The sequence below is a fragment of the Mesorhizobium sp. M0676 genome (assembly GCF_040320535.1).
Classification (GTDB): Bacteria; Pseudomonadota; Alphaproteobacteria; order Rhizobiales; family Rhizobiaceae; genus Mesorhizobium.
The window spans coordinates 167944-192643 of record NZ_JAMYPU010000005.1; the positions used below are offsets into that span (position 1 = coordinate 167944).

Consider the following 24700-nt stretch of genomic DNA (forward strand, 5'->3'; position numbering starts at 1 on the left):
GACTCAGGCAGAACTCACCGGCAGGCCATGTGTGGAATAGCCGGCGTCTGGCGCAAACGAAACCCGATCGACGCCAACGACCTGTCGGATGTCGCCAGCATGATGCAGGCGTTGGTACATCGCGGCCCCGACGATCATGACAGCTGGCACAACAATCGGCTGGCGCTCGGTCACCGCCGACTTACCATCATCGATCCCTCGCCCGCCGCCCGTGAGCCGATGCTGACTTCTTCCGGCGATGGCGTTCTCGTCTACAATGGCGAGGTCTACAATTACCGCTCGCTGCGCGAAACGCTGCAGGCGCAAGGCGTCGTCTTTCGAACCATCTGCGATGCCGAAGTGGTTCTCGAAGCCTTGCATCACTGGGGCCCCGAAAAAGCCGTGCCGCTGTTCGACGGGATGTTTTCCTTCGCCTATTTCGACGCTCGCAGCAGTGCGCTGTGGCTTGCGCGTGACCGTCTTGGAATCAAGCCGATGTCGGTGGCCGACACGCCGGAGCGAATCCTGTTCGCCTCGGAGGACAAGGCGATCCTCGCCTGCGACGGTTTTCCGCGCGACATCGACAGCCGCGAGATCACCTTGCGGCTTGCCTGGCAGAGCCGCGATTCCAGCTACAGCCTGTTCGACCGCATCGAGCGCCTGCCGCCCGCCGGCCTGTGGAAGATCACCGATGGCGTTATCGAGAAGCGCCGCTTCTGGCATGTGCTGGACGTGCTGGAGACCGCGCGCATTACCGGCGATGCATCCGCTGATGCTGAACACATGGCGACGCTCGAGGCGTTGCTCAAGGACAGCGTCGGACTTCACTGCATCGCCGATACCAGCGTTGCCACCGCCTGCAGCAGCGGTGTCGATTCCGGCCTGATAACGGCGCTGGCAAAGCGGTTCAGGCCGGAAGTCCACGGTTATGTCGTCGACCCGCAGCTCGGCAACAGCGAGGCCGAAGACGCCGAACGCACCGGCCGCCATGTCGGCGTGCCCTTGCGCCGGGTGCCGGTCGACAGGAACCGGTTTTTCGAACTTTGGCCAAGGGTAATCTGGCATCTTGAAAGCGATGGCTGGCACGCCAGCCATGTCGCACTGCTGGCGCTTGCCGAACGATGCCGGGCCGATGGCGTCAAGGTGCTGCTCACCGGCGAAGGCGCAGACGAATTGTTTGGCGGCTACCCCTTGCAGGCCTTGAGCATGAAGAAGTGGCGTTCCTGGTCGTGGCCCCGGCGCCTGGTCCATTCGAAGCGCTCGCTCGACCGGAGATTCGAGCAACAGCGTCATGCCCCCTACAAGGTCTCGGCTGGAAGCCACTCACAAATGGATCGCAGCATGGTCCTGCGTGCTTTGTCGCCGGAGCTGAATTTTCTGCAAACCGAGATCTTCGACCGCCTGGAGCCGGTTATGCCGCCCGCGGATCGCGCCTTTCTCGGTAGTTGCCTCTACGACCTCTATTCGCATCTGCAGGACATCCTGCACCGGCACGACCGGCTGAGCATGGCGGCGTCCGTGGAACTGCGGGTCCCGTTCCTGGAAAACCGCCTGATCGACTTCGCCATCCATTTGCCGAGGCGGCAGAAATACCGCGACAAAACAGGAAAATGGCTTTTGCGAAAGGTCGCTGAAAAGCATATTCCGCGCCAGAACGTCCAGGCGCGCAAGATCGGCTTCGAGATGTCGTCGCAATTTTCGGCCGGCACGGAGACTTTGCTACGCGGCGGTTTCCTGCGCGATGCCTTGAAATGGCCCGCCGCGAATTTGGAGGACATGGTCCAGTTGGCGCGGCGCGAGCAACCGTCCAGGCTGCGGCTTGTCGGCATGGAGCTTTTCCTGCGCCTTCACGCCGGCGGCGAGACGACAGGCACGCTGACCGAAGCCTTGCATACCGCTGCCCGGGACAGAAGCTGACTTCGCGCGCGGCCGACAGCCCCGCGCAGTGGACCAATGAGAACATCGCTCTGGGTAGCGGACCATTCCCGGCTGACGTATTTTCGCCTTGCTATCCTGTTGTTGGACCATGATCTTTTTCGAAGACGCGTTCGCCCTTTTGGATGTCGTGCTCTATTTCAAACGGATGCCATGATTGTCGTCCCCGCGGACGAAACCAGCACGTTAAGGTGGGACAGGTCTGATGATCGATGACGAGCCGGACAGCGAACGCGTTTCGGCGCTGGCGCCGTTCCGGCACGGCATCTTCCGCGCCGTCTGGTCGGCCAGCCTGGTGTCGAATTTCGGTGGCCTGATCCAGGGCGTCGGCGCCGCCTGGATGATGACCACCATCGCCACGTCGCCCTATCAGGTGGCGCTGGTCCAGGCCTCGGCCACTCTGCCGATCATGCTGTTTGCACTCGTCGCCGGCGCCATCGCCGACAGCTTCAACCGGCGCAAGGTGATGCTGATCGCCCAAATCTTCATGCTGGTCGTCTCTGCACTTCTAACGCTGTTCACCTGGAACGGCTGGATGACGCCGTGGACGCTGCTTGCCTTCACCTTCCTAATCGACAGCGGCACGGCGCTCAACAACCCGTCCTGGCAGGCATCGGTCGGCGACATGGTGCCGCGCAACAAGCTGCCGGCCGCGGTTGCACTCAATTCACTGGGCTTCAACCTGACACGCAGCGTCGGCCCGGCGATCGGCGGCATCATCGTTGCCGCCGCTGGTGCGGCTGCTGCGTTCGCCGCCAATGCGCTGAGCTATATAGGTCTCATCATCGTGCTCTTCCGCTGGAAGCCGGAGCTGCCGGTCTCGACGCTGCCGCGCGAGACGCTGGGCGCCGCCATGGGCGCCGGCCTGCGCTATGTCGCCATGTCGCCCAACATCGGCAAGGTGCTGGTCAGGGGCTCCGCCTTCGGCTTCAGCGCCGGCGCGGTTTTGGCGCTGCTGCCGCTGGTGGCGCGCGACGTCGTCAAGGGCGATGCCTTGACCTACGGCATCATGCTCGGCGCCTTCGGCATCGGCGCCGTCGGCGGCGCGCTGATAAGCGTGCGTCTCAGACAATTGCTGTCCAGCGAGACGATGGTGCGGATGGCCTTCGCCGGCTTTGCCGTCTGCGCCTTCAATGCCGCCATCAGCCTCAATGCCTGGCAGACTGCGGCGGGTTTGCTCATCGGCGGCGCCTGCTGGGTGATCGCGCTGTCGCATTTCAACGTCACGGTGCAGATGTCGACGCCGCGCTGGGTCGTCGGCCGGGTGCTGTCGGTCTACCAGACGGCGACCTTCGGCGGCATTGCGCTGGGCAGCTGGATCTGGGGCGTCGTTGCCGATGCGCATGGCGCCGAAACCGCGCTGATTGCGGCGGCCATCGCGATGCTTGTTGGCGGCGCCATCGGCCTGTTCCTGCCGCTGCCGCAGCAGACGACTCTCAACCTCGACCCGCTCAACCGCTTCAAGGAGCCGCATCTCGGCCTCGACCTGAAGCCGCGCAGCGGCCCCATCGCCATCATGATAGAGTACATTATCCGCGACGAAGATGTACCCGAATTCCTCGCCACCATGGCCGAGCGCGGGCGCATCCGCCGCCGCGACGGCGCCCGCAACTGGACGCTGGCTCGGGACCTAGAAAATCCCGCAGTCTGGATCGAACACTACCACACGCCGACCTGGCTGGAATACATCCGCCACAACCGGCGCGCCACCCATGCCGACGCCGTCGTCGGCGAGCGGGTGCGGGCGCTGCACAGCGGCGACGAACCGCCGCGCGTGCGCCGCCTGATCGAGCGCCCGACGACCGCCGGCACCGCGCTGGTCTCGCCGAAGGGGCCGATCGATCACTGAGCTCGCCATAGCCGTAGCGCCGGTCAGCCGGCGCTCTGGATCATGTAGAGCTTGCGCGTGGTCTCGCGTATCAGCCACTCGCCCTTCCAGCCCTGCGGCAGGACGAGGAGATCGCCCGGACCGAGTTCCCGCACCTCGCCATCGATGCGGCTCAGTTCCACGCGCCCCGAAATGATGTGGCAGATCTCCGACGAGTCCGAACGATCGGCGGTGAAGCGGCCGGGCGTGCATTCCCAGATGCCGACATCGACAGTCCCGTCAGGCGATTGAAAGAACGAGCGCACGGCCTCGACCTGATCGCCTTCAATCGAGCTTGGCTTAGGAGAGAACGCGCCGATCTCGGCCTTGGCGAGATCGTGGAAGGTCGAAAGATCGATCAAGTCTAGCTCCATGGATAAGAGCAATTCCAGGAAAGGGGTCTGCCCCGGAATTGCGTGAGAACAAATGGCTTTAGTGGCCGGTGATGCTGTCGGCCAACGCGGCCAGCTTCGAGGTGCGCGCAAGCCCTGCCGCCTCGTGGCCATCGGCAATGCGATAAAGCTGGTACATCGAATGCACGCCCAGCCAGCGGAAGGGCTCCGGTTCCCATGGCCTGACCTTGCGGTTGACCCAGGGCAGCTTCGTCAGCTCGGTGTTTGCCCCGAGAACAAGGTCAGCCAGCGTGCGCCCCGAAAGGTTGGAGCTGGACACGCCGAGGCCGACATAGCCGCCGGCCCAGCCGATGCGGGTCGCGGGATCGAGGCCGACCGTGGTGCACCAGTCGCGCGGCACGCCGAGCACGCCGCACCAGGCGTGATCGATGCGGCATCCCTTGGTCTGCGGCAAGAGCGTCGTCAGGATCGTGTGCAGCTGGTCGATCGTGGCCTGCTGCGTCTGGCCGTTGACGTCGGTGCGCGAGCCGTAGCGATAAGGCACGCCGCGTCCGCCCATCGTGATGCGTCCCTCACGCGTGCGCTGGGCATAGCAATAGGCATGCGCCGCATTGCCGAGCAGTTCGTGCCCTTCCCAACCGATGTCGCGCCACAGGTCGGCAGGCAGCGGCTCAGTCACGATCTGCGCGCTGTTGAGCGCCAGCCAGGTCCGCTCCTCGCCGGGGATGCCTGATGTAAAACCCTCGGTCGCGCGGATGATCGTCTCCGCCTGCACCGTACCGCGGTCTGTCGTCACGCTGCCCTTGGCGATGCTTGTCACCGTCGTCTTCTCATAGATCGGCACGCCCAGCCGCTCGACGGCATCGGCAAGCCCGCGCACCAGCTTGGCCGGCTGCACCCGCGCCTGGCCATGGACGACGAAGCCGCCCATGACGTTACGGATGTTGATGCGCGTGCGCGTTGAGGCGGCGTCCAGCATCTCGACGCGGTTCGGGTCGACATCCCAGGAACGGATCGTCTCGCATTCTTCGCGCACGCGCTCCAACTGCGCTGCGTTGGTGGCCACCGTCAGATTGTCGACGCGGCGAATGTCGGCGTCGATGCCTTCCTCGGTCACGACCCGGATCACTTCATCAACGCAGCCTGCCATCGCCGCCTGCATCGCCATCACGCCTTGGCGGCTCGATGTCTTGAGATATTTTTCGCGCGACCAGCTGAAGCCGCCCGACAGCCAGCCGCCATTGCGCCCCGAAGCGCCGAAGCCGGCAAATTCGCGCTCGACGATCACGACGCGCAGCGATGGCTTCGCCTTTTTCAGATAGTAGGCGGTCCACAGGCCGGTATAGCCGGCGCCGACAATGGCGACATCGGCCTCGATGTTTCCAGGCAAGGACGGGCGCGGAACGGGAACCGCCCCCAGATCCGCATACCAGAACGATATGTCGCCGTTGCGCTTGGCTTGCATGGAATGACTTTCAGATGGGATCAGGCCAGATGGGATCAGGCCAGATGGAATCAGGTGAGTGTGGTGTCGGCGCTTGCGTCGTCCGCGAGCAGCTTGGCATCGCTGCCGTCGAAGCAGAGCTCGACCTTGTCGCCGAGGCCAAAACTCTCGCCGGTCAGTGGTGAGCGCACGATCGCGGCCGAGCCGTCGGCGAGCTTAACTTCGTATTTCGATTCCGAGCCGAGATAGATGGCTTCCGCGATCGTCCCCGACAGGCGGTTGGCGCCATTGGCAGCACTTTGGCCGGCTCTTCGGATCGCGAGCTTTTCGGGACGCAGCAGCATCACCGGACTGGCTTCTCCCGACAGCTTACGCGGTACCGTCACCGTCTCGCCGGCGATGCTCAGCGCGGTGCTGTTGCCATCGCTGCGCGCCTTGCCGCGCAGCACGGTGGAATCGCCGATGAAGCGGCCGACGAACAGCGTTGCTGGCTCGTCGTAGAGCTGGCGGCCGGTGCCGACCTGCTCGATGCGCCCGCGGTTGAACACGGCGATACGGTCGGACAGCACGAGCGCCTCTTCCTGGTCGTGCGTGACATAGACGAAGGTGGTGCCGAGTTCGCGATGGATGCGCTTGATCTCGAGCTGCAGCCATTCGCGCAGCTTCTTGTCGAGCGCGCCGAGCGGCTCGTCCATCAGGAGCAGCGGCGGGTCGAAGACGATGGCGCGTGCCAACGCCACGCGCTGCTGCTGGCCGCCCGACAATTCGCTGGGATAGCGATGCGCGAAATCGCCCATCTTGACCATGTCGAGCGCCCTTGCCACGCGTGTCTGCCGCGTCGCCTGGTCGACGCCGCGAAGCGTCAGCGGATAGGCGACGTTGCGGCCGACGCTCATATGCGGGAACAGCGCGTAATGCTGGAAGACGACGCCGATGTTGCGCTTGTGCGCCGGCACGCCGACGACGCTTTTTTCCCCGACCAGAAGCTTGCCGCTGGTGACATCGGTGAAACCGGCAATCACGTTGAGCGTCGTCGTCTTGCCCGAGCCGCTGGGGCCGAGCAGCGTCATGAACTCGCCGGGCTCGATGCGCAGCGACACGCCGTCCAGCGCCTTGAAGCCGCCATAGGCCTTGCTGATCGCTTCGAGATCGATCGCCGCGCCCTTGCTTGTCGGCTTCGGATTCATTGGCGTCCTTTCCGCTCGCGGCCAAGAAGGAGCATGCCGCCGCCGATCAGGATCGTGGTCGCGAAAAGCAGGATCGTGCCGACAGCCGCCACCGTCGGATCGGCGTCGCGCGTGATCGAGGCAAAAATCTGCACCGGCAATGTCTTGAGATAGGGGTTCGTGATGAACAGCGACACGACAATCTCGTCGAACGAGGTGGCGAAAGCGAACAGCAGGCCGGAGAGCACGCCCGGCGCGATCAGCGGCAGCGTCACCGTGCGAAACGTGGTCAGTGCGCCGGCGCCCAGGCTGGCTGCGGCTGTCTCCAGCCGGCGGTCGAACACTTCGAGACTGGCCGAGACCGCGATCAGCACGAAGGGCAGCGCAAGGATGGTGTGGGCCAGCACGAAGCCGAGCAGCGTCCCGACGAGCTGCGTGTCGAGATAGACGGCATAGATGCCGATCGCCAGCACCACGCCCGGCACCACCATCGGCGTCAGCATCAGCATACGCAAAAGGTTCGCCGGCCGCGCCTTCATGCGGTCGAGGCCGAAGGCGGCAAGCGTGCCGAGCACCGTTGCCAGGACGGCAACGATGAAGGCGACTTTCAGCGAGTTCAGGAAGCTGTTCGACCAGTCCGGATTGGTGGCGAAATTCTGGTACCACTGCCAGGAAAAGCCTTGCGGCGGAAACGCCAGCGATTTGTTTTCGTTGAACGACATCGGCACCACGACCAGCGTCGGCGCCACCAGCCATATCGCCACCAGCAGGCAGACGAGCCCGAGAAGAACGCGGGTGAGCGGCTTCATCTCCATCAGCGCCGCCCCGCTTCCCGATGCCTGGACCGCATCACAGGTGCTGCCAGCGCCAGCAGCACGAAGGTGGTGACCAGCAGAACGACGCCCATGGCGCCGCCCCTGCCCCATTGCAGCAGGCTCAGCACCTGCGTCTGCACCAGCGTCGACAGCATGGTCGAGCGCGGGCCGCCGAGCAAAGCCGGCGTGATGTAGAAGCCGAGCGACAGGATGAAGACGATGACCGCGCCGGCATAGACGCCGGGCAGCGACAGCGGCAGATAGACGGTGAAGAACGCGCGCGACGGCCGCGCACCGAGGCTTTGCGCCGCACGCATCAGCCTGAGGTCGATGCCTTGCATCACGGAATAGAGCGGCAGGATCATGAACGGCAACAGCACCTGCGCCATGCCGATGACCACGCCGGTCTGGGTGCGGATCAGCTTGACCGCGCCGAACCCGACCGAGCGCAGCAGCGAATTGATGACGCCCGAATCCTGCAGCAGGATCACCCAGGACAGCGTTCGCACCACACCACTCACCCAGAACGGGATCAGCACGCAAAGCACCAGCACCAGCCGGACGCGCGGCCCGACCGCCGTCATCAGATAGGCATAGGGATAGGCCGCGATGACGCAGACCAGCGTCACCCAGGCCGAAATGACAAAGGTCCGCTGCAGCACTGTCAGGTTGACCGGCGCGCCGAAGAACCAGGCATAGTTCTGCAGGCCCCATTCAGGTTCCGACAGGCTGCGCAGCACGATGGTGAGCAGCGGGTAGCCGATCACCGCGACGAGCAGGATGAGCGCCGGCGCCGTGAGCGCGAACGGCCGCCATGCCCGACCCGACCGCGCATGGGCGGCGGGTTGGGCGATGAGTTCGGACGCGCTCACGGCCTGGCTCTCACTTGGCTGTTCAGTTGCCAGCCATCAGCGCCGACCACTTCTCCTGCGCCACCGGGAAGTTCTCGACCCAGAACTTGATGTTCTGCTTGTAACCCTGCTTCTGGCGCTCGGGCGTGTTGGTCAGGAAGGCGGCGACCGACGCATCGACCTTGGGCTGCGCGTCATTGTTGATCGGCGTATAGGAGGTCTGCTGCGCCAGGATCTCCTGCGCCCCCTTGCCGAGATAGGCATTGAGCAGCGCATAAGCCGCATCCGTATCCTTGACGCCGACCGGAATGGTCATCTGGTCCATCACCACCAGCCAGTCCTGCCAGGCCGGCGCATATTTGGCGCCGTTCTTCACCGCCGTCATGGCACGGCCCGTCCACATCATCAGCATGTCGGCCTCGCCGGACTCGGCGAGTTGCTGCGATTCAGCGCCGGTCTTCCAGTAGATCGTGTCGGGGCCGAGCTTGCGGATCACGTCGATGGACTTGTCGATGTCGGCCACCGTCATCGCCTTCGGATCGCCGCCCGACGCCTTCAGCGCCTGCTCCAGCAGGCCACCGGTCGGATCGCCCGAACCATCCAGCGCGCGCACGCCCGGGAATTTTGCCGTGTCGAAGAAATCGGCCCAGCTCTTGGGCGGGTTATCCCCATACTTCTCCTTGTTGTACATCAGTACGACGCCGTAGTTCATGGCCGGCACCGAGCATTCGCCGACCTGGCCCTCCGGAACCTTTGAGACGTCGAGCTTGCTGAAATCGAGCTTCTGGAACAGCTTGCCGCAATAGACGTAGGGCGGCAGGTCGGCGGTGTCGACGACGTCCCAGGTGACGTTGCCGGATTCGACCTGCGCCTGCAGCTTGGCGATCTCGGTCGGCCCGTCATTGAGCAGTGTGACGCCGGATTTCTCGACGAACTCTTTCAGCGCGGCGGCCTGGCCGTCCTGGTAGATGCCGCCATAGGAGACGAGCGTCAGCGTCTTGCCCTTGAGCGAGCCTTCCTTGACCTCACCCGCGACAGGCTTTTCCTGCGCGAACGCTGCGGTTGCCAGAACGCCGAGCGCCAGCACGGCGCCAAGGCCAAGATGTCTTGTTTTCAGCATGATTATTGTTCTCCCATTTGACCCGCATGGATTGAACCTACCTGGCTGCGAGCGGTTTCCAGGCACTATATTGATCGAGTTCGGCGCGCACCGAAGTCGGTGGCGCAATGATCCACATCACCTCGGCTCGGCCACTGCCGATGTTCTCTGAGCGATGTGCTGTCGATGTCGCGTATTCGATGCTGTCGCCCTCTTCCAGCACATGCCTGACATCGCCGAGCGAAACCTCGACGATGCCGCGCAGCACGACGAGCATCTCGTGCGCGTCGCCATGGGTGTAGAGCGCTGGGCCGGTCGAGCCGCCGATTTCGAACTCGCCGACATAGACTTCCATGTCGCTTAAAGGGGGACGCGAGAGCAGCATCTTGCGGCAGCCGTCGCTGGGCGGCAGGCTCGGCCGCTCGCTGCGCAGCAAGACCCCGCGCTGCCCGGCGGCACTATCCTCGAACAGCATCGCCACGCTTACACCCAGCGCCGAGGCCATCTGGTTGAGCGAGGCGGTGCTGGCGCCGGTCAGGCCGCGCTCGAGCTGGCTGATGAAGCTGGCGCTGGTCCCGGTCAGCTCGGCGAGTTCGCGCAGCGAAAGCCGCCGGCCGAGACGCAGGCTCTTCAGCCGCTGGCCCAGCATCTGATGGGCATGCGTCGCCGTCGAGGCGACGCCATTCTTGACCGGAGCCTGGTCGGTGCTCATCCCGTCTTTTTCTCCCACTGAACAATTTGTACAGTGACACTGTACACGTGGCAAGCGCCGAGTAGGGACATTTAAGATGCCGGCCGAGGCCTAGTCTTCGCCCGACAGGTCGCGCCGCGCCTTGTCGAGTTCCTCGGCGTAGCGCCGCATCAGATGGCCCTCGGTCAAAAGCCCGACAACGGCTCGGTTGTCGAAATTCTCGACCACCTCCAGTTCCTCCGCGATGGCGCGCTGGATGGTTTCGGCGGTGGACCGGACGTTCATGGTCGGCACCAGCACCGCATGCCGGAATTTGGCCGGCGCCAGCACCGGCGTCTCACCATCGGACGGATCGCTGTGCAGTTCGGCGACGATCAGCACGCCGACATAATGCCGGCTGCTTGTGCCGCCATTCCGGCGCTGAGGCGCAGTCAGCTTGCCGCCCCGCTTCAATCCCCTGTTAGCCTGTCGAGGTATATGAGCGATCGCTTACGCAATCGACGCAGCTGTGTTATTTTTGCCCGTCTCTATTTCCCTCAAGGAGGAGAAGATGAGTGCGCGGGGATTTTTTTCATTAGCTGTTGGCAGGATTTTTTTGAGCTCGTCTGCGGTGAGCAATTCAAGCATGGATATGCCGGTTAGGTCTGTTGTGTCACACCCGATGTCTCTTTTGGCGGGAGGCAATCCGGAAAACCAAAGCCGGCCGGCAAAGGAATTTATCCAGACTGCACAACAAGATGTTTGCTGTCCTCGCGGCTACCCTTGGTATCGCAATTCGACGAACACCTGCTACGGCAGCTATGAAGACTGCCACGATACCGATGGCGGCGGATGGTCCTGCAGACAGGTCAACGCCTGCTAGACTTTCTTGGGCCAACGCCTTCTTGACTGTGCCCGGTCCTCAGGTCGGCTTCGGCTCGCCGGCCTCATAGAGCATGAGGTTGCGCTCGCCTATGCCGAGCGATGCCCAGCTCGCCCGCCAATCGGCGATGTGAGGCGAGCGGAAATGCGCGTCGAGCGCGGCCCTGTCGCTCCACACCTCGGTTACATGGATGAGCCCGACGTCGAGTACGTCCTGTGCGTAGGAGTATTCGATGCAGCCGGGCTCCGCACGGCTGCCCAGTATCATGAGCCGCATGGCCGGCCTTGCCTCGTCGAGCCGTTCCGCCGGCAAGCGAATGGTGCCGATGATCACCAGCATGATCTCTCTCCTCAAGGCCTCTGTCGTCCCGGCAAGTAACCAGTCCTCCCACCCTCGCGCAAGCTTGACCGGTTAGGCTCGAAGGGCTGTCGCGTGCTCGGCAGGCTTGTGATTGGGGACGACATGGCGGTCAGCGAAAGCTTAGCGACAGGAACAGTGGCCAAGAACGGCCGCGATGTCTTCTTCGCCATCGGCATCGTCATCATCCTGGCCGTGCTATTCCTGCCGATCCCGGCCTTCCTCATCGACATCGGCCTCGCCTTCTCGATCGCACTGTCGGTGCTGATCCTGATGGTGGCGCTGTGGATCCAGCGGCCGCTCGATTTCTCGTCCTTCCCGACCGTGCTGCTGATCGCCACCATGCTACGGCTATCGCTCAACATCGCCACCACGCGCATGATCCTGTCGCACGGCAATGAGGGCACGCACGCCGCCGGCTATGTCATCGCCGGCTTCTCCAAACTTGTGATGGCCAGCGATTTCGTCATCGGCCTGATCGTCTTCATGATCCTGATTGTGGTCAACTTCATCGTCATCACCAAGGGCGCCACCCGTATTGCCGAAGTCGGCGCCCGCTTCACCCTCGACGCCATCCCCGGCAAGCAGATGTCGATCGACGCCGACCTGTCCGCCGGCATGATCGACGACAAGACAGCGCAACTGCGCCGCCGCGAGCTGGAAGAGGAATCCTCCTTCTTCGGCTCGATGGACGGCGCCTCGAAATTCGTCCGCGGCGACGCCATTGCCGGCCTCATCATCACCGCCATCAACATCGTCGGCGGCATCGCCATCGGTTACATCAGGCACGGCATGGGCATGGGCGAAGCCGCCGATGTCTTCATCAAACTGTCGGTCGGCGACGGCCTCGTCACCCAGATCCCAGCGCTTATCGTTTCGCTCGCCGCCGGCCTGCTTGTGTCCAAGGGCGGCACGCGCGGCTCGACCAACCAGGCGGTGTTCGGCCAGCTCGGTGCGCATCCGCGCGCGCTCTATGTCGCGGCCTCGCTGCTCGTCCTGCTCGGCCTGATGCCCGGCCTGCCGTTCTTCCCGTTCTTCACGCTAGCCGCCGGCATGGCCGGCCTTGGCTACGTCATCCCGATGCGCGCCAACCGCGAGGCTGCCGCCGCCGAAGCGATCAAGGATCTGGAGAAGGCGAACAAGGTCGAGGAAGAGAAGAACTCGGTCAAGGCTTCGCTGACCACCGCCGAGATCGAGCTTCTGATCGGCAAACAGCTGTCGACGCGGCTGCTGGTGTCGCATCAGGAACTGGTGTTCCGCATGGCCAAGATGCGCAAGAAATTTGCCACGCAATATGGCTTCGTCGTGCCGGAAGTGCGCGTCGCCGACGATTTCGGCATCCCGCCGAAAAGCTATCAGATCAAGGTCCACGGCACCGTCGTCGCCGAATACCAGATGCGCGTCGGCGAGATCATGGTGCTGCTCGGCAACCGGGATTTGCCCGACGTTCCCGGCGAGGAAATCCGCGAGCCGGCCTTCGGCATGCGCGCCTTCTCGGTGCTCGAAACCTTCGCCGAGGATCTGAAGCGCGAGAACTATACCTTTGCCGACAACATGTCGGTGCTGCTCACCCATTTGTCCGAGGTGATCCGCAACAACCTGCCGCAGCTTCTGTCCTACAAGGACATGAAGGCGCTGCTCGAGCGCCAGGATCCGGAATACCGCAAGCTCGCCGACGAGATCTGCACCTCGCACATCTCCTATCCCGGCCTGCAGGCGGTGCTGAAATTGCTGCTGGCCGAACGCGTATCGATCCGCAACCTGCATTTGATCATCGAGGCTATCGCCGAGATCGCGCCGCATGTGCGCCGCACCGAGCAGATCGTCGAGCATGTCCGCATCCGCATGGCCCAGCAGATCTGCGGCGATCTCTCCGAGGGCGGCATGCTCAAGGTGCTGCGCCTCGGCAACCGCTGGGACCTCGCCTTCCACCAGAGCCTCAAGCGCGACGCCAAGGGCGAGGTGCGCGAATTCGACATCGACCCGCGCCAGCTGGAGGAATTCGGCCAGGACGCGACCAAGGCGATCCGCAAGCATCTCGAGGCCGGCGAGCGTTTTGTCCTCGTCACCGCGCCCGATGCTCGCCCCTATGTGCGCATGATCATCGAGCGCCTGTTCACGACGCTTCCCGTTCTCTCCCATGTCGAAATCGCCAAGGGCGTCGAGATCAAGGTGCTCGGGACGATCTCGTGAACATACTGTCGCAAGGCGTCGTCATCGCCGCCTTCCTCGCCTTCTGTCGCATCGGCGCCTGCTTCATGCTGATGCCGGGCCTGTCCAGCGCCCGCGTGCCGGTCCAGGTCCGGCTGTTCGTGTCGATCGCCGCCACCGGTGGCCTGCTCGCCTTCCTGTGGGACAAGATCTTTCCCTTCGTCGATGCGCGTCCGCAGGTGCTGGCACCGATGATCATTTCGGAACTTTTGGTCGGCGGGCTGATCGGCGCCATGACCAGGCTTTACATGGAAGCGCTGCGCTTCATGGGCTCGGCCATTGCCATGCTGATCGGCTATGGTGGCACCGGCGGCCCGGCGATCGAGGAGCCAGAGCCGCAGGCGGCCCTCGCCGCCATCATCTCGTTTTCAGCGTTGCTGCTGCTCTTCGTCTTCGATTTCGACCACGAGATCATCCGCGCTCTGGTCGCCTCCTACACGGTGGCGCCGGTCAACGCCTTCTTCAATCCCCAGGCCGCCCTGGTCGATCTCACCGACACGGTGTCGGACGCCTTCTTCCTGGTCATCCGGCTCGGCAGCCCATTCATCGCCTATGCCATTCTGGTCAATTTGACGATCGGCTTCGTCAACAAGCTGACGCCGCAGATCCCGGTCTACTTCATCTCGCTGCCTTTCGTCATCGCCGGCGGCATGATCATCTTCTACTTCGCCATCGGCACCATGCTGTCGCTGTTCGTCGACGGCTTTGTCGACCTGACGCTGGCGAGGTGAGATGAGCACGCGCATGGAACGGCTGAAGAAACTGGTCAAGGTGCAGGAGCAGCTGAAGGCCCTGCACGAGACGCGCCATGCGGCCTTCCTGGCGGCGGCCGCAACCGCCGAGACCGAAGCCAGGGAACTTGTCCAGCATTTCGAGGCCGATCAGTCGCTGGCGGTGCTGTTCCCTGACCTCTACCATCGCCGCATCGCCAATGCGCTGGTCCGGCAGGAAGCGAGCCTGGAAAGCGCCAGGCAGGAGATCACGCTCATCGCCACTGCGACGGCGCGCACCAACATGGTCGAGCGCGCCTACAAGGACGTGCGCCGACAGGACGAACGCGAACGCTCCGACCGCGACCGGCTCGATCTGATCGCGCAGAGGCGCGGGCAGGAATAATCGGAAGTTAGAGCCGCGTCACTTGCGGACGGCGTTCGGTTTCGTTCCGTGCGGCGGGCTGTATTGGGTGTACGGCGCCGTGTTCGGCCTCTGCGCCTACGCCACCTACGATCTGACCATGGCGACACCGGCAGCGCCCACCGCAAACGACCAGATCGCATCGACCCAGCCGGACTTGCCGCTGCTGATAGCAATGGCCCAGCATCCGGCGAAGGATTTCAAACCGGCAAGCCTGCCACAAGCTTGTTGCGGCATGGTCGCTCAGGAAACCCGGCAAAGAGGCGGACTTTCTTGGCGATTTCTCCACCCAGCGACATCGTTCTCGATGTTGCCCGAGCCGTCGACCCGACGGATATCGAGGCTGCCCGTGCCGCGCTGGCCAAGCGGGCCAACGGCGTTGGCGGCGCCTTTTTGGTCGACATGGCGGCTTCGGTGGATACCGGCTCGATCTTGTCGCGTGCCACGGCCGACAAGGCCGCGGCAGGCGCCGATCCCGCGGGAAAATTCAAGAAGTTCGAGGCCATGGTCTTGCAGACCTTCATCCAGAACATGCTGCCCAAGGACACAGAGGGCGTCTACGGCAAGGGGCTGGCCGGCGACATGTGGAAATCGCAGCTTGCCGAGCGTGTCGCCGACGTCATGGCCGAGCGCGGAGGGATCGGCATAGCCAAATCGCTGCTCGCCGACCACTACAAGGACGGCAAGCGCACCGTGCCGATCGGCCCGGTGTCAACCGGGCCGCACAAGACCGAGATCGACCAGCAGACCCGGCTGTCCACCTCGCTGGTCGAGGAATTGCAGCGCAAGGCCGCACGGTCGATGACCGGCGACGAGACGACCATCAAAACCGAAATCAAGATCTAGACCAGGATTTTCAATGGCCGATTTTTCAAAATACTCTTCCAACCTGCCGGCGCGTACGTCCGAAGCGCCGATCCCGTTTGCACGGCCGGGCAACATTGCCGCCATCATCGGCCGCATCGAGGAAGCGGTCGAGGAAGAGACGGCCGGTTTGAAGAACGACACCAGCTATGACCTCAAGGCCTCCAACGCCCGCAAGAGCCGCTACCTCTATGAGCTGACCCGCGCCATGAAGGGCGCCAACGAGATCGAATTCCTGGAACAGCATCGCGACAGTCTGGCGCGGCTGCGCCAGAAGCTCGCGAAAAACGAGGCTGCAATCCTCGCCCACCTCAACGCGGTCAACGAAGTCGCCACGCTGTTGAAGAACGCCATTCAGCGCGCCGAAGCCGACGGCACATACTCGGCCGGCGAATTCGGTTGGGCGAGCTGATGATCTCGGCAACAGGCGGGAACAACCGGTGATCAAATTCATCGCCGCCGCGATCTGGATCTGCGCCGCCACGCTTGGCGCGGTGTTCTATTCGTTCCAGGCGGCCGGTGAGCGCGGCGTCGGCGAGACGCCGAAACCGATGCTGGGTGGCCTCGACTACGTCAAGACCGACATCATCTCGGTGCCGCTGATCCGCGATTCCAAGATCGACGGCTATTTCCTCACCAAGCTCGTCTACACGGTCGAGCCGGCCGAGATAAAGAAGATGTCGATCCCGGCCGAAGCGCTGATGACCGATCAGGTCTATTCCTATCTCTACTCCAATCCGCAGATCGACTTCACCAAGAAGGAAACCATCAATCTCGATGCCTTCCGCAAGGCCATACGCGACACCGTCAACGCTCGCGTCGGCGCCGACCTGGTGCATGAAGTGCTGATCGACCAGGTCAACTTCCTGACCAAGGATGAAATCCGCGACAACGCCATGCGCCGCCGCAAGGATCCGGCCACGCCGACCGAACCGGCCCCGGCGGAATCGGCCCAGGCCGAGGCGGCGAAGCCCGCTGCTGAACACTAACCTTCGTCGCAGGGTGAATGTTCTCTGCCGCATTCCTTCCGACTGAAACGAGATGACGCATCGCGCGTTGACGTTTACGTCAACTCGAAGCTATATGCGCCAAGCGACCAGGATCGCGGTACGCGCGAGACAGCGACTTCGGCGGAGGCCGGTCACTGAAGCGCGGCAAAACGCAACGAGACCAGGAGAACAGTCATGAGCGTTCAGGACATTGCCGAGAAGATGAGGTCGCGCGTGGCGAGCGCCGGGTTCGAACATTCCGTGAAGTTCGACACCGGCACCGACGGCGTCATCGTCATCGATGGCGCGACCGTCTCAAACACCGATGCGCCGACCGACTGCACCATCAAGCTGTCGCTCGACGATCTGGATTCGCTGATCGCCGGCGACCTCAATCCGACCATGGCGTTCATGTCCGGCAAGATAAAGGTCGAAGGCGATATGTCGGTCGCCATGGCGCTCAGCCAGCTGATCGGCTGAGCCCTTCGCAAAAACAAAACGCCGCCCTCGCTGAAATGCAAAGGACCGGCGGCGTTTGTTTTTGACCAATCAGGCGGCCAGCGAGAGCCTCTGTGTCTTGAGCTTGCGACCTGCAGCCTTCAGCGTGCCATGCGCGCCGTCGAGCGCACCATCGATCAGTTCCAGCGCGAGCAGGCGGTGCCGCTCGTACGGACCAGGCATGGCTAGCGCGCCAGTCTTCTCCGCCGAAAAGCCGAAGCGACCGTAATAAGGCGCATCGCCGACCAGCAGCACCGCGGCATGGCCGAGACGCGCGGCCTCGGCCAAAGCATGGCGCATCAGCGCCGAGCCGATGCCGGCGTTCTTCAGCGCCGGATCGACGGCGAGCGGTCCGAGCAGAAGTGCTCCCGGGCCGCCCTCGCCCAGACGTACGTCCCACAGCCGCACCGTGCCGGCAACCGCGCCGGCGGCATCCCGCACGACAAAAGCGAGACCTTCGGAAGGCCGGCGCCCACGCCGCAGCTTCTCCGACGATTTCTTGCGCCGCATCGGCCCCATAGCGCGATCGAGCAACGCTTCACGCAATGCAATGTCTGCCGCAGTTTCGGCGACGATGGGAATGGCGCGGGCACTCTCCCCCCTCGAGGGGGAGATGTCGCCGAAGGCGACAGAGGGGGTCGGCACGACCTGACGCGACACCGCGTCGTGGACGAGGGATGCCGGCGCTTCACGCGAGACGACCCCCTCTGGCCTGCCTGCCATCTCCCCGTCAAGGGGGGAGATTCCCACGGCACCATCAATGTAATTTACAATGTCCATTTCCGCGATCCTTCACGAGCGGAGCTTGTTCCACAGGCGAACCCGAGCGGACGCAAACGTCCACCTGAGGTGATCTGAAGGCCGAAGCCGTCAGATCACGTAGGATCGGAGAGGCTCGAAGCCGTTGAAGGCGACCGCCGAGTAGGTGGTCGTGTAGGCGCCGGTGCCTTCGATCAGCACATCGTCGCCGATGGTCAGCGACAGAGGCAGCGGATACGGCGTCTTCTCGTACATCACGTCGGCCGAATCGCAGGTCGGGCCGGCGAGCACGCAAGGTGCGGTCTCCGAACCGTCATGGCGGGTGACGATCGGATAGCGGATCGCCTCGTCCATCGTCTCGGCCAGACCGCCGAACTTGCCGATGTCGAGGAACACCCAGCGCACATTGTCGTTTTCGGCCTTCTTCGAGATCAGCACGACTTCCGACTTGATGACGCCGGCATTGCCGACCATGCCGCGACCCGGCTCGATGATGGTCTCAGGGATCGCATTGCCGAAATGCTTGCGCAGCGCCGAGAAGATCGCCTGGCCATAGGCCTGGGCCGCCGGCACGTCACGCAGATAGCGCGTCGGGAAACCGCCGCCCATATTGACCATCTTGAGGACGATGCCTTCGTCGGCGAGCGTGGCGAACACCTTCTTGGCGTCGGCCAGCGCACGGTCCCACGCCGTCAGGTCGGTCTGCTGCGAGCCGACATGGAACGACACGCCATAGGCGTCGAGGCCGAGCGTCCTGGCGTGGCGCAGCACATCGACGGCCATCGCCGGCACGCAGCCGAACTTGCGCGACAGCGGCCACTCGGCGCCTTCGCCATCGGTCAAAACGCGGCAAAACACGCGCGCGCCGGGAGCGACGCGGGCGATCTTGTCGACTTCCTCGACGCAGTCGACGGCAAACAGCCGAATGCCGAGCTGGTAGGCGCGTGCAATGTCACGCTCCTTCTTGATAGTGTTGCCGAAGGAGATACGGTCCGCCGGCGCACCGGCGTCCATCGCCATCTCGACCTCGGCAACGGAAGCGGTGTCGAAGGACGAGCCCATCGCAGCAAGCAGGCGCAGGATTTCCGGCGCCGGATTTGCTTTCACCGCATAGTAGATCCGGGAATCGGGCAGCGCCTTTTCGAAGGCGCGAAAATTGTCGCGCACGACATCGAGGTCGACGACGAGGCAGGGGCCGGACGGACGTCGGGTGGCGAGGAAGTCAAGGATGCGCTGGGTGGCCATGGGGTCTCTCCATATACGCCTTGCGGCGCGCAATAAGGCTGCGGACGCGGGGCTTTCGGCCTCGCGAACACGCGGTCAAACAAAGGCGGGACGGAAATCCATGGAACCAGCCGGTGGAGACCCCGGAACCTTGAAACGCCATCTCGCGGCGGTGAACCTTGGCCTTGCCCGGCCTCGGTTCGCTTTGTCTGCCTTGGCTTGGATGGGAGACCCGTCCGCACTGCCGGCAATGAAGGTGTGCCTCTTCAGTAACCCCGGTCTTTGGACGACCGGCAGAACACCAGAAAGGCCCGCACCGTCGTTGCTTCAAGGTGTCCTCGGGCTGGCGGTTGGCCGCTAGACCGACTGGAGGGGTTAGCTCCAGTTACCTTACCGATTTCCCTCACCATTCGAGGATCGGCGGACACCCACAGGCACGTGCGACTTTGGGCAAGCGCGATATAAGATCGAAAGATTTCACAATCAATAAAAATCGTATCCCAGGTTGTAAAATTTCCGGCATCGAACAATGCTGGGCCTACTGTATACGGATATCGAACGATGCCAGGCACGCACGGCCCGCTCAACGCCTTTCTTGACCTGCGCCGCATGCCGGTCGCCAATGCGGAACTGGGGCCGCTGGCCGGGCTCAGGCTGGCGGTAAAGGACATTTGCGACGTCGCCGGCTACCGCACCGGTTGCGGCAATCCGGTGAAGTTCGACGAGGCGCATGCCGCGTCCAGCACGGCACCGGCCGTGCAGATGATTCTCGACGCCGGCGCGCGCTTCATCGGCAAGACGCAGACCGACGAGTTCGCTTTCTCGCTGATGGGCCAGAACGCGCATTTTCCGTTTCCGGTGAACCCGGCCGCTCCCGATCGCGTCACCGGCGGCTCGTCCTCCGGATCGGCGGCGGCGGTGGCCGGCAAGCTTGCCGATATCGCCACCGGCTCCGACACCGGCGGCTCGATCCGCGCCCCGGCGAGCTTTTGCGGGTTGATCGGGCTGCGCACCACGCATGGCCGCATTTCGCTCGAAGGCACGATGAAGCTGGCGCCGAGCTTCGACACATTCGGCTGGTTCGCCGACGACATCGAGACCTATGAGACGATCGGCAAGCTGTTGCTTGGCCGCGACCCGCATCAGCATCCGCTCAACCGGCCGCTTTCGATCCGCTGGCTGGACGCTTTCGTGGCCGGCCCCGCCGAGGCAGCCGAATATGCCAGGATGAGAGCGCTGGCCGCCAGTCTTGTCGGTGAGCCGGCGCCGGTAGAGTACAGCTTCGCCTCCTTCCCCGACGAGCTCTACTGGTGCTTTCGCCGCCTCCAGGCCGCCGAGGCCTGGCAGCAGCATGGCGCCTGGATCATTTCGGGCGAGCGCGATCTCGGGCCGGGCGTCGAGGAGCGCTTTGGTTTCGGCCGGACAATCGACGAAAAGACCGCGCGGGCCGAGGCGGTGCGCCGCTTGACGTTCCGCTCCGAGCTAGCCGCGCTGCTCGGCCAGGACGGGTTTCTTGTCCTGCCTACCGTTCCAGGCCCCGCACCTCTGGTCAAAAGCGAGCCGCAGCAGCTCCAGGCCTACCGCGAAAGGGCCTTGCATCTTTTGTGCCTTTCGGGTCTTTCAGGCTTTCCGCAAATCACCCTGCCGCTGGGCTCGGTTGACGGCGCCCCTTTCGGCCTCTCGCTGCTCGGTCCTCCCGGCAGCGACATTGCCCTGATACGGCTCGGCCGGCGAATTCTCGATGCGCCACGAAAGGCTTGATGATGGATACACTGACCCGCATGCGCGCCTTCATCGACGTCGTCGAGGCCGAAGGCTTTTCGGCGGCCGCGCGCAAGATCGGTCGCTCCAAGGCGCTGCTGTCGAAATATGTGCGCGAACTCGAGGACGAACTCGGCGCGCTGCTGCTCAACCGCACCACGCGGCAGTTCTCGTTGACCGAGGCCGGCCATACCTATTACAGCCGCGCTTCGGAAATCGTGCGCGAGGTCGACAGCCTGGCCGACGCCGTGCGCGAATCCTCCGGTGACGTGCGCGGCAGGATCAAGCTGTCGGCGGCGCGCACCTTTGCCGATGCACCGATCGGCCAGTCGCTGATCGACTTCGCCAAGCAGCATCCCGACATCGTGCTCGACATCCATCTCGACGACCGTTTTGTCGATCTGGTCGAGGAAGGTTTCGATCTTGCCGTGCGCATCTCGCGCCTGGAGAACTCATCGCTGATCGCCCGCCGCCTGGGGCCGTTTTCGATCAAGCTTTGCGCCTCGCCGGAGCTGATCGCCAAGCACGGCAAGCCGACGCGCCCGCAGGATCTCGCCAACTTGCCCTGCATCGTCGACACCAATGGCCGCTCGCTCGCCAACTGGCGCTTCAGGGGCGATGGCGAGGAGCCAGTCAGTGTCAACGTATCGGGTCCGATCGAGGTCAACAGCCCGATGGCCGCGCGAGCCGCCGCCGTGTCGGGTCTGGGCTTCACCATCCTGCCGGATTTCATCGCCGCACCCGACCTCGCATCCGGGCTGCTGGTGTCCTTGCTCGACGACCGCATCCAGTCGGGCAGCGGCATTTTCGCCGTCTACCCGCACCGTCGCTATCTTCCGGCCAAGGTCCGTGTCTTCGTCGATTTCCTGGTGCAATGGTTCAAGAACCGCGAGAGCGCTTGAGCCGGTCCTGCCGTGCCGCGGTCCCAATTTCGCCCCGTTTCTGGTAACCTCTCGAAATCTCTCCGAGGCCGATGGAACAGCGACCGAGAATGCATCTGAAACGGCACGCAATCATGCTGGCTTCGGCCCTGGCGACGACTTTTGCCTCCGTCGGAGCGGCTGGCGCGCATCCTCATGTATTCGCCGAGGCCCGCCTCGACGTGATCCTCTCGCCGGATCACCAAAGTGTGAAAGCGCTGCGTCACCTCTGGCGTTTCGATGATCTGTTTTCGAGTACGGTGATGATGGAGTTCGACAAGAACTCCGACCTGAAGCTTGACGACAAGGAGCTGAAGGATGTCGCCGACACAGTTCATGCCTCGCTGGCCGAATTCAACTATTTCCAGCTCGTCACCGTCGACGGCAAGGACGTGCCTATGACGCCGCCACCGCATCTGATGGCCAATTTCGACAACGACCAGTTGATCATCCTGTTCGAATCCGAACCCAAGGTGCCGATCAAGCTCGCCGGCAGGATCGATTTCGGCGTCTACGATCCAACCTTCTACACAGCGATCGACTTCACCGAGGATAGCAACATCACGGTGGAAGGCCTGCCCTCGAACTGCACCAAGAGCGTCATCCGGCCTGATCCAGACGAGGCGATCAAGGAAAACCAGAAGACCCTGACGGACGCGTTCTTCAACGACCCGACAGGCACCGACATGAGCAAGATCTTCGCCACCAAGCTCGAACTGAATTGCCCGCCAGAAGGATAGATCCGGTGATGAAACCGTCCCTGCGTTTGGCATTCGGCCTCGTGGTCGCTGCCCTGCTGATGACGCACTTTCTCGGGCAGGCCCATGCCCAGAGTTCACTCGGCATCGGTGTCAATGACGGCATGGCGCCCACCACCGGCCCGTTCGCCCACATCCTGATGTGGATCAATCTGCGCCAGCAGGAATTCTACCGCGCACTGGCCACCGCGATGAAGGCGATGCGCGAGGACGGCAGCAAGATGTGGCTGCTGATCGGCCTGTCCTTCGCCTACGGCATTTTCCACGCCGCCGGCCCCGGCCACGGCAAGGCGGTGATCTCGTCCTACATGGTGGCCAATGAAGTGGCGCTCAGGCGCGGTATCCTGCTGTCCTTCGTCTCGGCGCTGCTGCAGGGCCTGACCGCGATCCTGGTGATGCTGCTTGCCTATTTCGTCCTGCGCGGCACCGCCATCTCGATGACCGACGCAGCCTGGTTCATGGAGATCATGAGCTATGTCTTCGTCACTTTGTTCGGCGCCTGGCTGCTGTGGCGCAAGCTCGGGCCTACGGTCCTGCGCTGGTTCGGCAAGGCGCCCGCCTACAGCCTGTCGGCAGCCCACGCCGGTCATTCCCATGGCGGCCATTCGCATGCCGCTCACAGCCACGCGGCGCATGCGCATTCGCATGCCTTGCATGTGCATCACGACCATTCGCATGATCATCACGATCACGCTGCGCACGACCACGACACACACGATCATTCCCATCACGACCACGCTCATCACGATCACGCCGCTCACGATCACCCAGCCGGCGAGATGTGTGATACGTGCGGCCACTCACATGCGCCCGATCCGGCGCTGCTGTCGGGCGACCGCTTCGACTGGCGCACGGCCTGGTCGGCTGTAGCCGCCGTCGGCATCCGCCCCTGCTCCGGCGCGCTGATTGTGCTGAGCTTCGCTTTGCTCAACGGCCTGTGGCTCGGCGGCCTGCTGTCGGTGCTGGCGATGTCGATTGGAACCGCCATCACAGTCTCGGCGCTGGCAACGATCGCAGTCACCGCCAAGAACTGGGCGGTCTATTTCGCCGGCGACGGCCGCATGGGCAACCGCATCCACACAGTCGTCGAAATCGGCGGCGCCGCCTTCGTCTTCCTGTTCGGGCTGTTGCTGTTGTCGGCGAGCCTGTCCGGAGCTGTGTGACCTCGGCGGGTCAGGCCTGACCCGCGATCATTCCGCCCAGCTCATCCTCGATATGAGCGCGGATGATTTCATCGAAACTGTTTTCGGCGCTGAAGCCGAGGTCCCTTGCACGGCGCGCCTCGAAGCGCGTCGGCCAACCCTTGACGATCGCCCAGATCGTTTCGTCGAGCTCCTCGCGGATCAGGCTCGCCACCTCGGCGCCTGCAGTGCGCTCCAGCGCCTCGATCTGCTCGCCGACGGTGACGGCAACGCCGGGCATGGTGAGGTTGCGGCGCGGCCCGACAGCGGCACCGTCGAGCCCGGCGGCATGGATCAGGAAACCGACCGCAGAGCGCGGGCTGGCATGGGTGTGCAGCACCGAGCGCGGCACCGGCAGGATCGCCTCGTGGCCGCTCAGCGGCTCGCGGATGATGCCGGAGAAGAAACCTGACGCCGCCTTGTTCGGCTTGCCGGGCCGCACGCAGATGGTCGGCAGCCTTATGCCGATGCCGTCGAAGAAGCCGCGCCTGGAATAGTCGGCCAGCAGCGCTTCGCTCATCTGCTTCTGCGTGCCGTAGGAGGTCAGCGGCGTCGGATGAAAGTCGTCCGGGATGACATCGGGGAACGGCGCGCCGAACACCGCGATCGACGAGGTGAAGACGAGGCGCGGCGCAAAGTCTGCCAGCCGCACGGCGTCGAACAGCGCCCGTGTGCCGTCGAGGTTGACGCGGTAGCCGAGATCGAAATTCGCCTCCGCCTCGCCCGACACGATGCCGGCGAGATGGAACATGACGTCGGGGCGTGACGCCACCAGGCTCTCGGCAGCACCGGCGTCGGCAAGGTCGCCCGTATGCGTGGCGATGCTGACGCCATCCATCGCCGGCGCCTGCGGCGGCACGATGTCGTGCAGGTCGAGCCCGGTGATCTTGCGGCCGTTGAGCGTGCCGTCCTTGGCCAGCCGGTCGACAAGTTTGCGGCCGACCATGCCGGCGGCGCCAGTAATCAGGATGCGCATTTCGAA

The 24700-nt window shown here is 63.7% G+C and carries 26 protein-coding genes; 13 read left to right on the forward strand and 13 right to left on the reverse strand.

Going from position 1 to position 24700, the window contains the following annotated elements; all coding sequences use genetic code 11:
• The first annotated feature begins 27 nt into the window (after window positions 1-27).
• Entirely contained in the window at window positions 28-1896 is a 1869-nt protein-coding gene (asnB, locus tag NKI35_RS07560) for an asparagine synthase (glutamine-hydrolyzing) (RefSeq protein WP_023691732.1), read from the forward strand.
• A gap of 223 nt (window positions 1897-2119) precedes the next feature.
• Window positions 2120-3763 carry an MFS transporter gene (locus NKI35_RS07565; protein WP_023671898.1) on the forward strand — a complete coding sequence of 548 codons (1644 nt, stop codon included), beginning with the start codon at window positions 2120-2122 and terminating at the stop codon, window positions 3761-3763.
• Between the two features lie 23 nt (window positions 3764-3786).
• Here NKI35_RS07565 and NKI35_RS07570 read toward each other — a convergent pair whose 3' ends face one another.
• The 9 genes from NKI35_RS07570 to NKI35_RS07610 form a co-directional block, all read right to left on the reverse strand.
• Complete coding sequence (locus tag NKI35_RS07570) at window positions 3787-4155, reverse strand: cupin domain-containing protein (protein WP_081725355.1); 369 nt, start codon at window positions 4153-4155, stop codon at window positions 3787-3789.
• Between the two features lie 58 nt (window positions 4156-4213).
• Entirely contained in the window at window positions 4214-5599 is a 1386-nt protein-coding gene (locus NKI35_RS07575; protein WP_352739338.1) for an NAD(P)/FAD-dependent oxidoreductase, read from the reverse strand.
• Between the two features lie 50 nt (window positions 5600-5649).
• Window positions 5650-6765 carry an ABC transporter ATP-binding protein gene (locus tag NKI35_RS07580; protein ID WP_023686365.1) on the reverse strand — a complete coding sequence of 372 codons (1116 nt, stop codon included), beginning with the start codon at window positions 6763-6765 and terminating at the stop codon, window positions 5650-5652.
• A complete protein-coding gene (locus tag NKI35_RS07585; RefSeq protein ID WP_023703985.1) occupies window positions 6762-7559 on the reverse strand; it encodes an ABC transporter permease in 798 nt (265 codons plus the stop codon). Before NKI35_RS07585 ends, NKI35_RS07580 begins: the two co-directional genes overlap by 4 nt.
• The gene (locus tag NKI35_RS07590) at window positions 7559-8431 is read right to left on the reverse strand and encodes an ABC transporter permease (RefSeq protein WP_023703986.1); all 873 of its coding nucleotides are present in this window, start codon (window positions 8429-8431) and stop codon (window positions 7559-7561) included. The genes NKI35_RS07585 and NKI35_RS07590 overlap by 1 nt, the downstream gene beginning before the upstream one ends.
• 22 nt (window positions 8432-8453) lie before the next feature.
• On the reverse strand, window positions 8454-9530 hold the full coding sequence (locus NKI35_RS07595; RefSeq protein ID WP_023703987.1) for an extracellular solute-binding protein: 1077 nt from the start codon (window positions 9528-9530) through the stop codon (window positions 8454-8456).
• 37 nt (window positions 9531-9567) lie between these two features.
• Window positions 9568-10221, reverse strand: coding sequence for a helix-turn-helix domain-containing protein (locus NKI35_RS07600; protein ID WP_031195920.1), 654 nt, complete (start codon window positions 10219-10221; stop codon window positions 9568-9570).
• A gap of 90 nt (window positions 10222-10311) precedes the next feature.
• Window positions 10312-10653, reverse strand: a complete 342-nt coding sequence (locus NKI35_RS07605; RefSeq protein WP_023703989.1) for a hypothetical protein — start codon at window positions 10651-10653, stop codon at window positions 10312-10314.
• 448 nt (window positions 10654-11101) lie between these two features.
• Entirely contained in the window at window positions 11102-11401 is a 300-nt protein-coding gene (locus NKI35_RS07610) for a putative quinol monooxygenase (protein ID WP_023703990.1), read from the reverse strand.
• Between the two features lie 123 nt (window positions 11402-11524).
• Here NKI35_RS07610 and flhA point away from each other — a divergent pair, with 123 nt between their 5' ends.
• The 3 genes from flhA to NKI35_RS07625 are packed head-to-tail and all read left to right on the forward strand — an operon-like array spanning window position 11525 to window position 14746.
• Complete coding sequence (gene flhA, locus NKI35_RS07615; protein WP_023671908.1) at window positions 11525-13612, forward strand: flagellar biosynthesis protein FlhA; 2088 nt, start codon at window positions 11525-11527, stop codon at window positions 13610-13612.
• Window positions 13609-14361 (forward strand): flagellar biosynthetic protein FliR, encoded by a 753-nt coding sequence (gene fliR / locus NKI35_RS07620; protein WP_023703991.1) that lies wholly within the window; start codon window positions 13609-13611, stop codon window positions 14359-14361. The genes flhA and fliR overlap by 4 nt, the downstream gene beginning before the upstream one ends.
• Window position 14362: 1 nt before the next feature.
• Window positions 14363-14746, forward strand: coding sequence for a hypothetical protein (locus tag NKI35_RS07625; protein ID WP_023703992.1), 384 nt, complete (start codon window positions 14363-14365; stop codon window positions 14744-14746).
• 105 nt (window positions 14747-14851) lie between these two features.
• Here NKI35_RS07625 and NKI35_RS07630 read toward each other — a convergent pair whose 3' ends face one another.
• Complete coding sequence (locus tag NKI35_RS07630) at window positions 14852-15001, reverse strand: hypothetical protein (protein ID WP_023703993.1); 150 nt, start codon at window positions 14999-15001, stop codon at window positions 14852-14854.
• A 36-nt stretch (window positions 15002-15037) separates the two neighbouring features.
• Between NKI35_RS07630 and NKI35_RS07635 the strand changes: the two genes are divergently transcribed.
• The 4 genes from NKI35_RS07635 (at window position 15038) to NKI35_RS07650 (ending at window position 17097) form a co-directional block, all read left to right on the forward strand.
• Window positions 15038-15610, forward strand: a complete 573-nt coding sequence (locus NKI35_RS07635; protein ID WP_023747159.1) for a rod-binding protein — start codon at window positions 15038-15040, stop codon at window positions 15608-15610.
• 13 nt (window positions 15611-15623) lie between these two features.
• Window positions 15624-16040 (forward strand): hypothetical protein, encoded by a 417-nt coding sequence (locus NKI35_RS07640; protein ID WP_023747158.1) that lies wholly within the window; start codon window positions 15624-15626, stop codon window positions 16038-16040.
• A 28-nt stretch (window positions 16041-16068) separates the two neighbouring features.
• Window positions 16069-16617: a hypothetical protein gene (locus NKI35_RS07645; RefSeq protein WP_023747157.1), complete on the forward strand. Its 549-nt coding sequence runs from the start codon at window positions 16069-16071 to the stop codon at window positions 16615-16617.
• 195 nt (window positions 16618-16812) lie between these two features.
• Complete coding sequence (locus tag NKI35_RS07650) at window positions 16813-17097, forward strand: SCP2 sterol-binding domain-containing protein (RefSeq protein WP_023714024.1); 285 nt, start codon at window positions 16813-16815, stop codon at window positions 17095-17097.
• Window positions 17098-17166: 69 nt separating this feature from the next.
• Here NKI35_RS07650 and NKI35_RS07655 read toward each other — a convergent pair whose 3' ends face one another.
• Entirely contained in the window at window positions 17167-17838 is a 672-nt protein-coding gene (locus NKI35_RS07655) for a GNAT family N-acetyltransferase (RefSeq protein ID WP_023747156.1), read from the reverse strand.
• A gap of 147 nt (window positions 17839-17985) precedes the next feature.
• Entirely contained in the window at window positions 17986-19119 is a 1134-nt protein-coding gene (gene odc2 / locus NKI35_RS07660) for an ornithine/lysine decarboxylase (protein WP_023671923.1), read from the reverse strand.
• 540 nt (window positions 19120-19659) lie between these two features.
• Here odc2 and NKI35_RS07665 point away from each other — a divergent pair.
• From NKI35_RS07665 to NKI35_RS07680, 4 genes are all read left to right on the forward strand, one after another.
• Window positions 19660-20859 (forward strand): amidase, encoded by a 1200-nt coding sequence (locus tag NKI35_RS07665; protein WP_352739345.1) that lies wholly within the window; start codon window positions 19660-19662, stop codon window positions 20857-20859.
• A gap of 2 nt (window positions 20860-20861) precedes the next feature.
• Window positions 20862-21761: a LysR family transcriptional regulator gene (locus tag NKI35_RS07670; RefSeq protein WP_023701055.1), complete on the forward strand. Its 900-nt coding sequence runs from the start codon at window positions 20862-20864 to the stop codon at window positions 21759-21761.
• Between the two features lie 89 nt (window positions 21762-21850).
• Window positions 21851-22519 carry a DUF1007 family protein gene (locus NKI35_RS07675; protein ID WP_023701054.1) on the forward strand — a complete coding sequence of 223 codons (669 nt, stop codon included), beginning with the start codon at window positions 21851-21853 and terminating at the stop codon, window positions 22517-22519.
• Between the two features lie 8 nt (window positions 22520-22527).
• Entirely contained in the window at window positions 22528-23700 is a 1173-nt protein-coding gene (locus tag NKI35_RS07680) for a nickel/cobalt transporter (protein ID WP_502897131.1), read from the forward strand.
• Between the two features lie 10 nt (window positions 23701-23710).
• Here the strand turns inward: NKI35_RS07680 and denD are convergent, their stop codons facing one another.
• On the reverse strand, window positions 23711-24694 hold the full coding sequence (denD, locus tag NKI35_RS07685; protein WP_023701052.1) for a D-erythronate dehydrogenase: 984 nt from the start codon (window positions 24692-24694) through the stop codon (window positions 23711-23713).
• Between the last annotated feature and the right edge of the window lie 6 nt (window positions 24695-24700).